Origin of the sequence: Bacillus cereus group sp. BfR-BA-01523 (assembly GCF_022662615.1) — a bacterium.
Taxonomy (GTDB): Bacteria; Bacillota; Bacilli; order Bacillales; family Bacillaceae_G; genus Bacillus_A; species Bacillus_A mycoides.
Genome location: NZ_JAKUDX010000003.1, coordinates 168980 through 182306, shown reverse-complemented (window position 1 = coordinate 182306; position 13327 = coordinate 168980). Strand labels below are relative to the sequence as shown.

Genomic DNA, 13327 nt, shown 5'->3' with positions numbered 1-13327 from the left:
GATGGCAGGATGAACTGGTATGAAATGCGAGCACATGAAGTGGAGGAAAGAACGAATACGAATGTGGAGGTAGGTCTTACAGAGCAAGAAGCAGAGGGCCGATTAAAGAAATTTGGTACAAATGAATTGCAAGAAGCAAAGCGGCCTTCTGCGCTTATGGTGTTTTTAGCGCAATTTAAAGATTTTATGGTACTTGTTTTATTTGGTGCTACAATTATTTCAGCTTTTTTAGGAGAGTATATTGATTCGATTGCAATTGTTGCAATTGTTATTATTAATGGTGTCCTCGGTTTCTTCCAAGAGAGGAAAGCTGAAAAATCGTTGGAAGCTTTAAAAGAATTGGCAGCTCCTCAAGTTACTGTACTAAGAAATGGGAAGTGGATAAAAGCGCCGTCAAAAGCGCTTGTACTAGGTGATATTATTAAATTTTCTAGTGGTGACCGTATTGGCGCGGATGTTCGCCTTGTGGAATCTTCAAGTTTATATATTGAAGAATCGGCTCTTACAGGAGAGTCATTGCCTGTACAAAAGAAGGTAGATGCGTTACAAGGTCAAGATGTTTCAATTGGTGATCAAAAAAACATGGCATTTATGGGGACGATGATAACGAGAGGTGCTGGAACAGGGGTAGTCGTAGCGACTGGAATGAATACAGCTATGGGGCAAATTGCAAATATGTTGCAAAATGCTGAGCAAATGGAAACGCCATTACAAAGAAGGTTAGAACAGCTTGGAAAAATTTTAATTATTGTTGCTCTTATATTGACGGCTCTTGTTGTACTAGCTGGTGTATATCAAGGGAATGAAGTGTATCACATGTTTTTGGCTGGGGTTTCGCTTGCTGTTGCAGCTATTCCAGAAGGATTGCCAGCTATCGTTACGGTTGCGCTATCACTTGGTGTACAGCGTATGATTAAAAAGAGGGCAATTGTGCGAAAGTTGCCAGCTGTAGAAACGTTAGGCTGTGCTTCTGTTATTTGCTCAGATAAAACAGGAACAATGACACAAAATAAAATGATGGTAACACATATGTGGTCAGGCGGAGAATTGTGGAAAGTAACAGGTCAAGGCTATGAGCCAACAGGTTCGTTTATGAAAGGTGAAGAAGTAATTGACCCTACTAAGACGAAATCACTGTATCAACTACTTACATTTGGCTGTTTATGTAATAATGCGAATGTCATTCAAAAGAAAAAGACGTATGTGTTAGATGGAGATCCAACAGAGGGAGCTCTCGTTGCTGCTGCAATGAAGGCGGGAATATCACGTGAAGCTCTTAAAGGAAAGTTTGAAGTCATTCGTGAATTTCCTTTTGATTCAACTAGAAAAATGATGAGCGTTATCGTTCGTGATCGTGAAGGTAAAAAATTTGTTATTACAAAAGGAGCACCAGATGTTCTTTTGCAGATGAGTCAAACAATTTTGTGGGGAAATAAGCAACAGCCTTTAAGTGAAATGTATCGAAAAGAAGTGCAGGCAGCGATTCATAGTTTAGGAAGTCAAGCTTTACGAACGATTGCAGTGGCATTTAAACCGTTAAAAGCTACAGATTCAATTGAACATGAAAGAGAAGTCGAGCAGGATTTTATGCTTGTTGGAATACAAGGAATGATAGATCCGCCAAGACTAGAAGTGGCGCAAGCGGTGAAAGAGTGTAAGGAAGCTGGTATTAGAACGGTAATGATTACGGGAGATCATAAAGTGACGGCAATGGCAATTGCGGAACAGCTAGGGGTTTTACCGGCGGGTGGACGCGTTGTTGAAGGTGTAGAACTTGCGAATATGGATGTAGAGGCATTAGAAGATATTGTAGAAGATACGTATGTATTCGCTCGTGTGTCTCCTGAGCATAAATTGAAAATCGTTAAGGCGCTACAAAATAAGGGACATATAGTAGCTATGACAGGTGATGGAGTGAACGATGCTCCAGCTATTAAAACAGCTGATATAGGGATTGCGATGGGAATTACAGGGACAGATGTTGCAAAAGAAGCTTCGTCACTTGTGTTGTTAGATGATAACTTTGCTACGATTAAATCGGCGATTAAAGAAGGTAGAAACATATATGAAAATATTCGGAAGTTTGTTCGGTATTTGTTAGCATCTAACGTTGGTGAAATTTTAGTTATGTTATTTGCGATGTTACTTGCACTGCCATTGCCGATGGTTCCAATTCAAATTTTATGGGTGAACTTAGTTACTGACGGTTTACCAGCGATGGCATTAGGTTTGGATAAGGCTGAAGGAGATGTGATGAAGAGAACACCACGCCATCCGAAAGAAGGGGTGTTTGCTAGAGGGCTTGCGTGGAAAATTATAAGTCGTGGTTTTCTAATCGGAGCAGTGACATTAGTAGCGTTTATTATTGCATTTAACCAGCATCCGAATGAATTGAAGTATGCACAAACGGTAGCCTTCGCAACATTAGTACTGGCTCAGCTTATTCATGTATTTGATTGTCGTAGTGAACATTCTATATTTCACCGCAACCCGTTTGGAAATATATATTTAGTAGGGGCGGTTATTATTTCTTTACTGTTAATGCTTGTAGTTATATATTATCCACCATTACAGCCGATTTTTAGCACAATGCCGATACAAGCACGAGATTGGTTGTTAATTGGAGGATTATCATCTATTCCGACCTTCTTATTAGTAGGATCCTTATTAACAAGAAAAAAGGAGAAAAAGAAAAAGCCGCTGTTATATAAGAAGGGATTAAACTTGAAATAGTCAATGATATGAAAATATGATATAATTTACAGAAGGTAGTAGAGCCTTGTCTCTATTGCCTTTTTCATTGAGTTATTTCATGGCTTGGATGTGATAAAGATGATTTGTAGTATGACAGGATTTGGAAGATCGAAGGTAGAAAACGATACTTTTCAAATAACAGTAGAAATGAAGTCGGTGAACCATCGTTTTTTAGAAATGAGTATTCGGCTTCCGAAGCAAATGATGGCGTTTGAAGACAAGATTCGTAAAATAATTGCAAAGCAAGTTCGCCGTGGACGTATTGAAGTGTCTATTAGTATAACAGGTGAAGGGCTTGTTGAAAGAAAATTAACTGTGAATTGGGAACTTCTCAAGCAGTACCAATCCATTATGGAAGATATAAAAGGGAAATTTCAATTACAAGATTCTATTACACTCGGGCAACTAATGGGAATGCCAGAAGTAACGGCAGTTGAAGAAATAGAAAATGTAAATGAACAATTTGAAACCGGTTTATATGAAGCTGTTCGCCAAGCTGCTCATATGTTGAAAACGATGAGAGATGGCGAAGGAGAACGATTACATAAAGATATAGCATATCGTTTGCAAGAGATTCATAATTGTGTAAATGCAATTATTCCACATGCACCAATTGTTACACAAAAATATCGTGAACGATTAGAAAATCGCTTAAAAGAATTACATAATCAAGATTTAGATGAACAACGATTGTTGACAGAAGTAGCAATATTTGCAGAGCGTTCAGATATTCACGAAGAATTAGTTCGATTACAAAGTCATTTAGATCAATTTCGTGAAGCACTGCAAATTACAGAGCCTGTTGGAAGGAAAATGGACTTCATCGTGCAAGAGATGCATAGGGAAGTTAATACGATAGGTTCTAAGGCAAATGACTTAACAATTTCAAAATATGTCGTAGAAATGAAAAATAACCTTGAAAAAATTCGTGAACAAGTACAAAATATTGAGTAGCTTTCAAAAAATATATAAAGTTATACGTGGTGGAGAAATCGGATAGACTTACTAGGAGGCGCAAACTATGGCCATGCGGTTTTTAAATATTGGATACGGAAATATTGTATCTGCTCATCGAATTATTGCTATTGTAAGTCCGGAGTCAGCTCCTATTAAACGGACAGTACAGGAAGCGCGTGAACATAATGCTTTGCTTGATGCTACGTATGGGAGAAAAACAAGGGCGGTTATTGTTATGGATGATGGGCATGTAGTATTAAGTCCAATTCAGCCAGAGACGATTGCACATCGTTTGAATAATAAAGAAGATTTAAGTGAGGAAGGGTAGGTTTTACATATTTATGAGAAGTAGAAGAGGATTGCTCATCGTTCTTTCGGGACCTTCTGGTGTCGGGAAAGGAACGGTTCGAAAAGAGCTGTTTAGCCATGAAGACACACGTTTTCAGTACTCTATTTCAGTAACGACACGTAAACCGCGTGAAGGTGAAGTAGATGGTGTGGATTATTTCTTTAAAGAGAGAGAAGAATTTGAAGAAATGATTCGTAATGAAAAGTTACTTGAATGGGCTGAGTTCGTTGGTAATTATTACGGAACACCGATTGATTATGTTGAAAAAACGTTACAAGAAGGAAAAGATGTGTTCTTAGAAATTGAAGTGCAAGGAGCAATTCAAGTTAAGAAAGCCTTCCCAGCAGGTGTATTTATTTTCTTAGCACCTCCAAGTTTATCTGAACTAAAGAACCGAATTGTCGGCCGTGGTACAGAAACTGAAGATGTTATTGAAAATCGTTTAACTGTAGCGAAAGAAGAAATCGAAATGATGGACGCTTATGACTATGTTGTAGAAAACGATCAAGTTGAATTAGCTTGCGACCGAATTAAAGCAATTGTGGTTGGTGAACATTGCCGCCGCGAAAGAGTGGCAAAATACTATAAAGAAATGACGGAGGGTCTATAATTATGTTAAATCCATCAATTGACTCATTATTAACAAAAATCGATTCTAAATATACACTTGTAACAGTAGCTGCAAAGCGTGCACGTGAAATGCAAATTGCTGACAATTGTGTTATTGAAAAGCCTGTTTCTCATAAATGTGTAGGTAAATCATTAGAAGAAATCGATGCAGAAGTATTAAAATATGTACCAAGCGATGACACAATAATTGATTAAGACATTCTTTTCGACAAATTAAAACATAGACTTTATAATTTTCTATGTAACGGTAACAACCTATTTACAAGTAGGTTGTTATTTTTTTACGATAGGGATGAAAAGGAATCGAAAAAGACGGAACGAAATACTGGTACTGACGAGCTGGAAATTCTATTTCAGTAGAATAAGTTTGAAAAAGAAAGAGGACGAGTCATATGCTAAAAGGGAAAAAGATACTTCTATGTGTAACAGGAGGCATTGCAGTTTTTAAAGCGGCTGCGTTAACAAGTAAATTGACACAAGCTGGCGCTCTTGTAAAAGTAATGATGAGTGAGTCGGCAATGAAGTTTGTTACGCCTCTTACATTTCAAGCACTTTCTCGCCATGATGTATATACGGATACGTTTGATGAGAGAGACTCCGCTGTTATTGCTCATATTGATTTAGCGGATTGGGCAGATGTTGTACTTGTTGCACCTGCTACAGCTAATTGCATTGGAAAGTTAGCTGGCGGTATTGCTGATGATATGATTACAACTACTTTGTTAGCTACTACAGCTCCAGTGTGGATTGCACCTGCTATGAATGTGCATATGTATGAAAATAAAATTGTTCAAAAAAACATGATGACGTTAAAAACATTAGGATATACATTTATTGAGCCTGGGGAAGGTTTTTTAGCATGTGGTTATGTAGCAAAAGGAAGACTGGAAGAACCTGAAGCAATTATTGGACGATTAGAAGAGGCTTTCTCGGAACAACAACCATTGCAAGGAAAACGAATATTAATAACAGCTGGACCGACACGTGAAAAGATTGATCCGGTTCGTTTTATGACGAATTTTTCTTCTGGAAAGATGGGGTATGCGATCGCAGAAGTTGCAGCAAGCTTAGGTGCTGATGTCATACTTGTGTCAGGACCGACAGCATTAGAGTCACCATTACATGTCACAACAATACAAGTAGAATCTGCACAAGATATGTTAGAGGCAGTCCTTCAGCATTATCAGAGTGTGGATGTTGTCATCAAAACAGCAGCCGTTGCAGATTACCGTCCGAAATATGTTCATGATAATAAAATGAAAAAGAAAAATGGCGATGCTGTAATTGAATTAGAAAGAACAGTGGATATTTTAAAAACGTTAGGTGAGAAGAAGGACCGACAGTTACTTATCGGTTTCGCAGCTGAAACGACAAACATAGAGGAATACGCAACGAGAAAATTACGTGAGAAAAATGCAAATATGATTGTTGCGAATGACGTGAAAGCGCAAGGAGCTGGGTTTGGTACGGATACAAATATTGTGACAATGTATAGAAAAGATGGAGAAATCATTGAGCTGCCACTTTTAACGAAGAAAGAAGTGGCTCGTGAAATATTAAAGCAAATAGAAATGATGTTAGAAGATGATTATGTATGAAGTTTGCAAGTGTAATTGTTGATGTACCTGCACGTCAAACAGATCGACCGTTTGATTATATTATCCCTAAAAAATGGGAAGATATCGTGCAAACAGGAATGCGTGTAGTAGTCCCATTCGGTCCGAGGAAATTGCAAGGTTTTATTATTGGCATAAAGGATTCGGTTGAACTAGAAAGTAAAAAGTTAAAAGCGTTGTATGAAATATTAGATGTCACTCCGGTTTTAAATGATGAATTATTAAAACTTGGGTATTGGCTTACAAGTGAAACGTTATGTTATATGATTTCAGCTTTTCAGGTGATGCTTCCGACGGCGATTAAAGCAACATATAAAAAGCGTCTGCAACTTCGTAACCGAGAAGAAGTAGCACCAGAAATTCTTTCTTTATTTCAAGGGAAGGAAACGATAGATTGGGAAGTTATCGAAGCACAGCCGCACCTATATCGCACTATTCAACAAGAAATTAAAAATGGTACGACTGAAGTGGTTTATCAAGTAAAGGATAAAGTGCAGAAGAAGAAACAAAGAGTAGTTCAACCGGAGTTGCCGGCAGATAAATTGGAATTAGCAGCATTTGAACTGAAAAGTAAAAAACAACAAGATGTACTCTATTATTTTGTAGAAAACTACAAAAGTGTACCGTTAAAAAATTTAACAGAAGAATTACAAATAACAGATGCTCCAATAAAAGCACTTGTTAAAAAGGGTCTAATCTCAGAAAAGTATGTAGAGGTATACCGGAGTCCGTATGACGATGATGATTTTGAACAAACGAAACCATTTCCGCTTACTGAGGAACAAAAACAAGTAATTACACCGATTTTGTCATCAATTACAAATGAAACTTACAATCCATTTTTACTATATGGTGTTACAGGAAGTGGTAAGACTGAAGTATATTTACAATCTATAGCAGCGGTGCTCGAGAAAGGAAAAGAAGCAATTGTGCTTGTTCCTGAAATTGCGCTAACGCCCCAGATGGTAGATCGCTTTAAAGGTAGGTTCGGTTCGCAAGTTGCAGTTCTTCACAGTGCGCTTTCTGTTGGCGAGAAATATGATGAATGGCGAAAGATATTAAGAAAAGAAGTGAAAGTTGTAGTTGGTGCGCGTTCAGCTATTTTTGCTCCATTCGAAAATTTAGGAATCATTATTATTGATGAAGAGCATGAATCAAGTTATAAGCAAGAGGATAACCCAAAGTATCATGCAAGAGATGTAGCAGTGTGGAGAGGACAATATCATAAGTGTCCAATCGTTCTCGGAAGTGCAACGCCGACACTTGAATCGTTTGCTAGAGCGAAAAAAGGTGTCTATGGGTTGCTTACAATGGAAAAACGTATGAACAAGCAAGCTTTGCCGACTGTAGAAATTGTTGATATGCGTGAAGAGCTTCGTGATGGAAATCGCTCAATGTTTTCAAAGGCACTGCATGAAAAAATAGCAGATCGATTAGAAAAGAAAGAACAAATGGTTCTCTTTTTAAATAGAAGGGGTCATTCTACGTTTGTGATGTGTCGTGATTGTGGGTATGTCGTACAATGTCCGCATTGTGATATTTCGTTGACATATCACAAAATGAACCATCGTTTAAAGTGTCATTATTGTAGTCATGAGGAAAATATGCCAACGGAGTGTCCTGCTTGTAATAGTACGTATATTCGTTTCTTTGGTACAGGGACGCAAAAGGTTGAAGAAGAAATCACAAAACTATTCCCTGAGGCGCGGGTCATTCGAATGGATGTGGATACAACAAGCCGTAAAGGAATGCATGAAAAATTATTAAAGGCGTTTGGTGAAGAGAAAGCAGATATATTACTTGGAACACAAATGATTGCAAAAGGGCTTGATTTTCCGAAGGTGACGCTTGTTGGCGTTTTAACGGCCGATACGATGCTTCATCTACCTGATTTTCGGGCGAGTGAAAAGACGTATCAGCTATTGACACAAGTAAGTGGACGTGCAGGAAGACATGAATTGCCAGGTGAAGTTGTAATTCAAACGTATACGCCTGAACATTACAGTGTAGAATTAGCAAAGAATCAACAATATGATGTATTTTATGAGCACGAAATGAAAATGAGGCAAATGAGACAATATCCGCCATATTACTACGTTGTACTTGTAACTGTATCTCATCCGGAGTTATTAAAGGCAGTCCAAGTGACGGAAAAAATTGTCGGTCATTTACGAACGCATTGTTCAAGGCAAACAATGGTGTTAGGGCCGGTTGCTTCAGCAATTCCAAGGATAAAAGATAGATATCGTTACCAATGCATGATAAAATACAAACGGGAACCAAACTTAAAGAACGTGCTCAAAATGGTAAATGAACATTATCAAGCAGAAATGCAAAAAGAGCTACAAATCTCAATTGATTTTAATCCAACAATGTTAATGTAGCGGAGGGAAATATGGCAGTTTTAGAAATTGTAAAGCATCCAAATGAAGTGTTAGAAACACCATGCGAAAGAGTAATTAACTTTGATAAAAAGTTAGTGAAATTGTTAAAAGATATGCATGAAACAATGTTAATTGCAGACGGAGTTGGTCTAGCTGCGCCACAAGTGGGTGTAAGCTTACAAGTTGCTGTTGTTGATATAGGTGATGATACGGGTAAAATTGAATTAATTAATCCTGTTATTTTAGAAAAACGTGGTGAACAAGTAGGTCCCGAAGGCTGCTTAAGCTTTCCGGGACTTTATGGTGAAGTGGAGCGTGCAGATTACATTAAAGTACGTGCACAAAATCGTCGCGGTAAAATATTTTTATTAGAAGCGGATGACTTCTTAGCGCGTGCAATTCAGCATGAAATCGATCATTTACACGGTGTTTTATTTACATCTAAAGTGAAAAGGTATTATGAAGCAGGCGAATTAGAATAGGTTTAAAAGGAGCGGTTTTTGAATGATGAAAGTAGTATTTATGGGGACACCGGACTTTTCTGTGCCGGTGCTTCGTCGTCTTATCGAGGACGGATATGACGTAGTTGGTGTTGTAACGCAACCTGATCGTCCAGTTGGTAGAAAAAAGGTTTTAACACCTACTCCTGTTAAAGTAGAAGCGGAGAAACATGGTATTCCAGTAGTACAGCCGTTAAAAATTCGTGAAAAAGACGAATATGAAAAAGTATTAGCACTAGAGCCAGACTTAATTGTAACAGCAGCATTTGGACAAATCGTACCGAATGAAATTTTAGAAGCGCCAAAGTATGGATGTATTAATGTCCACGCATCATTACTTCCAGAACTTCGCGGTGGTGCACCAATTCATTATGCGATCATGGAAGGTAAAGAGAAAACAGGTATTACAATTATGTATATGGTAGAAAAATTAGATGCGGGCGATATATTAACGCAAGTAGAAGTAGAAATTGAAGAGCGTGAAACAACAGGTTCATTATTTGATAAGTTAAGCGAAGCAGGAGCACACCTTTTATCTAAAACGGTTCCTTTACTAATTCAGGGTAAACTAGAACCAATTAAACAAAGTGAAGCTGAAGTGACGTTTGCATATAATATAAAACGTGAGCAAGAGATAATTGATTGGACAAAAACAGGTGAAGAAGTATACAATCACATTCGCGGATTGAATCCATGGCCAGTTGCTTATACGACTTTGGCAGGACAAGTTATTAAAGTATGGTGGGGAGAGAAGGTCTCTATTACAGAGAAAGCTGAACCAGGTACAATAGTAGCTCTTGAAGAAGATGGGTTTGTTGTTGCAACAGGGAACGAGACAGGCGTTAAAATCACTGAATTGCAACCATCTGGTAAAAAGCGTATGAGTTGTTCACAATTTTTACGTGGAACAAAACCTGAAATTGGTACGAAGTTAGGAGAAAATGCATGAGACAAAATGTTCGTGAATTAGCTCTGGATGGCTTAATTCAAGTAGAAAAAAGTGGTGCATATAGCAACTTACTTTTAAATAATTTGATTGAAAAAAATACAATTGACAGAAAAGATATTGGTTTATTAACTGAAATGGTATATGGAACAATTCAACGTCGTGACACACTAGATTATTATTTACAACCATTTTTAAGAAAAAAGGTTGAAGCGTGGGTAAGAGTGTTGCTTCGCCTATCTCTATATCAAATGCTATATTTAGACCGAGTTCCAGAAAGAGCGGCTATTCATGAAGCAGTTGAGATTGCAAAGCGTCGTGGGCATAAAGGGATTTCAGGCATGGTGAACGGAGTATTGCGTTCAATTCAGCGAGAAGGTGTACCTTCGTTAGAAGAAATCGAAAATCCAGTAGAACGTCTTGCGATTGCAACGAGTCATCCAATGTGGCTTGTACAAGAATGGGCATCCGAATATGGTTTAGAGACAGCAGAGAAAATGTGTGAAGTAAATATGTTGCCACCTGTACCAACAGCACGTGTAAATGTTGATAAAGTAACGGTAGAAGAAGCGGTTGCGTTATTAGCTGATGAGGGTATAGAAGCAAAACGTGGCGAATTGTCAGAGGATGCAATTCAAATTGAAAGAGGAAATGTCGCACATACAGAAGCGTTCAAAAAAGGTTTCCTTTCTATTCAAGATGAAAGCTCAATGCTTGTAGCACGTGCTTTAGAACCGAATAAAGGAGATACAGTTCTAGATAGTTGTGCTGCTCCTGGCGGAAAAACAACTCATATTGCAGAGCGTTTGGACGGAACTGGTAAGGTAATGTCGCTTGATTTACACGCACATAAAGTACGTTTAATTGAACAACAGGCGAAGAGACTTGGTTTAGAAAATGTAGAAACGATGGCTTTAGATGCTAGAAAAGTTCAAGAGCATTTTGCAAATGAATCTTTTGACAAAATATTAGTAGATGCACCATGTTCTGGATTTGGTGTTATTAGACGTAAACCTGATATTAAGTTAGGTAAAGATAAGGGCGATAGTGAAAGGTTATCAACGATTCAACTTGCGATACTAGAAAAAATAGCACCATTGTTAAAACAAGGTGGTCGCCTTGTTTATAGTACGTGCACAATTGAAAAAATAGAAAATGAACAAGTAATAAAGCAATTTTTACAAGAGCATCCTGAATTTGAATGGGATACTACGATAAAAGATCGCATGCCAGAAAAGTTAAATCCGTATATTGATGAAGGTCAAGTACGAATTTTACCGCATTATTTTGCAACAGATGGCTTTTATATTGCTTGTTTAAGAAAGAAGGTGTAGCATCATGGAAACGACTGTAAAAAAACAAAAGAAAAATCTAGAAACAAAGAAACCATCAATTTATTCTTTACAACTTCATGAAATGCAAGATTGGTTAAAGGAACAAGGAGAACCTAAGTTCCGTGCAGGACAAATTTTTGATTGGCTATATAAAAAACGTGTAAAAAATTATGAGGATATGTCAAACCTTGCTAAAGGATTGCGCGATAAATTGTCGAATTCCTTTGATATTACTACTTTAAACACTTTAGTAAAACAAACGTCTTCGGATGGAACGATTAAATTCCTATTCCAGTTATACGATGGATACTCTATTGAAACTGTACTAATGCGACATGAATATGGAAATTCCATTTGTGTAACAACACAGGTGGGTTGCCGCATTGGCTGTACGTTCTGTGCTTCTACACTTGGTGGGTTAAAACGAAACTTAGAGGCTGGAGAAATTGTAGCGCAAGTAGTAGAAGTTCAGCGTGCGCTTGATGAAACAGAAGAACGTGTAAGTTCTCTTGTTGTTATGGGAATTGGAGAACCATTTGATAATTATGATAACTTAATGTCATTCTTACGCATTGTAAATCATGAAAAAGGAATTCATATTGGTGCAAGACATATGACAGTTTCAACAAGTGGAATTGTTCCAAAAATTTATAAGTTCGCTGAAGAAGATATGCAAATTAATTTTGCGATTTCATTGCATGCTGCAAATACAGAGATACGTTCAAAATTAATGCCGATCAACCGTGCTTATAAGCTACCTGATTTAATGGAAGCTGTTAAATACTATGTAAATAGAACAGGGCGTCGTATTACATTTGAATATGGCTTATTTGGAGGAGAAAATGACCAAGTTGAGCACGCTGAAGAACTTGCTGCGCTCTTAAAAGGTGTAAAATGTCATGTAAACTTAATTCCGGTAAACTACGTGCCAGAACGTGATTATGTACGTACGCCACGAGAGCAAATTTTCTTATTTGAAAAGACGCTAAAAGATCGTGGAGTGAATGTAACCATTCGCCGTGAACAAGGTCATGATATTGATGCAGCCTGCGGTCAGTTGCGTGCAAAGGAGCGCAAAGAAGAGACGAGGTGACTAGATGAAAGCCGTGTTTCTATCGGATAAAGGAAAAGTTCGTCAACATAATGAAGATAGTGCAGGAGTTTTTCGCAATTTAGATGGAAATATTTTAGCGGTAGTAGCAGATGGAATGGGAGGTCATCGAGCTGGCGATGTAGCTAGCTCGATGGCTATTCAATTATTCCATGATTATTGGAAGCAAACGCATAATATGAATGAGCCTAAAAAGGTAGAAAAGTGGTTACATACTAACGTTGGAATTATTAATGAGCGCATATATGCTTACTCTAAGCAGCATGCAGAATGTAATGGCATGGGAACAACACTTATAATAGCCATTTGTACATCGAATTTTGTGACGATAGGTCATATAGGAGATAGTCGGTGTTATATGGTATCAGAGGGGAAAATGACGCTTGTAACGGAAGATCATTCGCTTGTAAATGAACTTGTGAGACATGGCGAAATTTCAAAGGAAGATGCAGAATATCACCCGAAAAAGAATGTTTTGTTAAGAGCATTAGGAAATGAAGAAACAGTTGGATTAGATGTTAAAACATTGGTGCTTGAAGAAGATGATCAATTACTTCTTTGCTCGGATGGATTGTCTAACAAAGTTTCTATTGCTGATATGCAACAAATTTTACAATTGAATGAACAGCTCGAGGCGAAGGGAGAGCATCTCATTCAATTAGCAAATGATCGTGGTGGAGAAGATAATATTACCCTCGTTATTATTGATTATACGGATTCGACAAACGAAAGTAGGTGAAGTGCAA

Annotated in this window: 12 protein-coding genes; all 12 read left to right on the top strand. The window is 37.8% G+C overall.

Annotated features, from left to right (window positions below; all coding sequences use genetic code 11):
• The first annotated feature begins 9 nt into the window (after positions 1-9).
• The gene (locus MR066_RS09185; RefSeq protein ID WP_242246896.1) at positions 10-2733 is read left to right on the top strand and encodes a calcium-translocating P-type ATPase, SERCA-type; all 2724 of its coding nucleotides are present in this window, start codon (positions 10-12) and stop codon (positions 2731-2733) included.
• 99 nt (positions 2734-2832) lie between these two features.
• Entirely contained in the window at positions 2833-3708 is an 876-nt protein-coding gene (locus MR066_RS09180) for a YicC/YloC family endoribonuclease (protein WP_002088227.1), read from the top strand.
• Positions 3709-3775: 67 nt separating this feature from the next.
• Positions 3776-4039, top strand: coding sequence for an extracellular matrix/biofilm regulator RemA (remA, locus tag MR066_RS09175; RefSeq protein ID WP_001251456.1), 264 nt, complete (start codon positions 3776-3778; stop codon positions 4037-4039).
• A gap of 13 nt (positions 4040-4052) precedes the next feature.
• Positions 4053-4670 carry a guanylate kinase gene (gene gmk, locus MR066_RS09170; protein WP_002014492.1) on the top strand — a complete coding sequence of 206 codons (618 nt, stop codon included), beginning with the start codon at positions 4053-4055 and terminating at the stop codon, positions 4668-4670.
• A 2-nt stretch (positions 4671-4672) separates the two neighbouring features.
• Complete coding sequence (rpoZ, locus tag MR066_RS09165; protein WP_016100710.1) at positions 4673-4885, top strand: DNA-directed RNA polymerase subunit omega; 213 nt, start codon at positions 4673-4675, stop codon at positions 4883-4885.
• A gap of 197 nt (positions 4886-5082) precedes the next feature.
• On the top strand, positions 5083-6288 hold the full coding sequence (coaBC, locus tag MR066_RS09160) for a bifunctional phosphopantothenoylcysteine decarboxylase/phosphopantothenate--cysteine ligase CoaBC (protein WP_088034469.1): 1206 nt from the start codon (positions 5083-5085) through the stop codon (positions 6286-6288).
• Entirely contained in the window at positions 6285-8690 is a 2406-nt protein-coding gene (priA, locus tag MR066_RS09155) for a primosomal protein N' (protein ID WP_242246894.1), read from the top strand. Before coaBC ends, priA begins: the two co-directional genes overlap by 4 nt.
• Before the next feature lie 11 nt (positions 8691-8701).
• Positions 8702-9172 carry a peptide deformylase gene (def, locus tag MR066_RS09150; RefSeq protein WP_002014496.1) on the top strand — a complete coding sequence of 157 codons (471 nt, stop codon included), beginning with the start codon at positions 8702-8704 and terminating at the stop codon, positions 9170-9172.
• 22 nt (positions 9173-9194) lie between these two features.
• Positions 9195-10139 carry a methionyl-tRNA formyltransferase gene (gene fmt, locus MR066_RS09145; protein ID WP_002014498.1) on the top strand — a complete coding sequence of 315 codons (945 nt, stop codon included), beginning with the start codon at positions 9195-9197 and terminating at the stop codon, positions 10137-10139.
• The gene (gene rsmB / locus MR066_RS09140) at positions 10136-11470 is read left to right on the top strand and encodes a 16S rRNA (cytosine(967)-C(5))-methyltransferase RsmB (RefSeq protein ID WP_002128834.1); all 1335 of its coding nucleotides are present in this window, start codon (positions 10136-10138) and stop codon (positions 11468-11470) included. The genes fmt and rsmB overlap by 4 nt, the downstream gene beginning before the upstream one ends.
• Positions 11471-11474: 4 nt before the next feature.
• Positions 11475-12563 (top strand): dual-specificity RNA methyltransferase RlmN, encoded by a 1089-nt coding sequence (gene rlmN / locus MR066_RS09135; protein WP_002014500.1) that lies wholly within the window; start codon positions 11475-11477, stop codon positions 12561-12563.
• Positions 12564-12567: 4 nt separating this feature from the next.
• Positions 12568-13320 carry a Stp1/IreP family PP2C-type Ser/Thr phosphatase gene (locus MR066_RS09130; RefSeq protein ID WP_002014501.1) on the top strand — a complete coding sequence of 251 codons (753 nt, stop codon included), beginning with the start codon at positions 12568-12570 and terminating at the stop codon, positions 13318-13320.
• Positions 13321-13327: the final 7 nt, after the last annotated feature.

What these genes read in the sequence shown, in the direction of transcription:
- MR066_RS09185 (WP_242246896.1), top strand. Translation starts at nt 10, where the DNA reads ATGAACTGGTATGAAATGCGAGCACATGAAGTGGAGGAAAGAACGAAT.
- MR066_RS09180 (WP_002088227.1), top strand. Translation starts at nt 2,833, where the DNA reads ATGATTTGTAGTATGACAGGATTTGGAAGATCGAAGGTAGAAAACGAT.
- remA (WP_001251456.1), top strand. Translation starts at nt 3,776, where the DNA reads ATGGCCATGCGGTTTTTAAATATTGGATACGGAAATATTGTATCTGCT.
- gmk (WP_002014492.1), top strand. Translation starts at nt 4,053, where the DNA reads ATGAGAAGTAGAAGAGGATTGCTCATCGTTCTTTCGGGACCTTCTGGT.
- rpoZ (WP_016100710.1), top strand. Translation starts at nt 4,673, where the DNA reads ATGTTAAATCCATCAATTGACTCATTATTAACAAAAATCGATTCTAAA.
- coaBC (WP_088034469.1), top strand. Translation starts at nt 5,083, where the DNA reads ATGCTAAAAGGGAAAAAGATACTTCTATGTGTAACAGGAGGCATTGCA.
- priA (WP_242246894.1), top strand. Translation starts at nt 6,285, where the DNA reads ATGAAGTTTGCAAGTGTAATTGTTGATGTACCTGCACGTCAAACAGAT.
- def (WP_002014496.1), top strand. Translation starts at nt 8,702, where the DNA reads ATGGCAGTTTTAGAAATTGTAAAGCATCCAAATGAAGTGTTAGAAACA.
- fmt (WP_002014498.1), top strand. Translation starts at nt 9,195, where the DNA reads ATGATGAAAGTAGTATTTATGGGGACACCGGACTTTTCTGTGCCGGTG.
- rsmB (WP_002128834.1), top strand. Translation starts at nt 10,136, where the DNA reads ATGAGACAAAATGTTCGTGAATTAGCTCTGGATGGCTTAATTCAAGTA.
- rlmN (WP_002014500.1), top strand. Translation starts at nt 11,475, where the DNA reads ATGGAAACGACTGTAAAAAAACAAAAGAAAAATCTAGAAACAAAGAAA.
- MR066_RS09130 (WP_002014501.1), top strand. Translation starts at nt 12,568, where the DNA reads ATGAAAGCCGTGTTTCTATCGGATAAAGGAAAAGTTCGTCAACATAAT.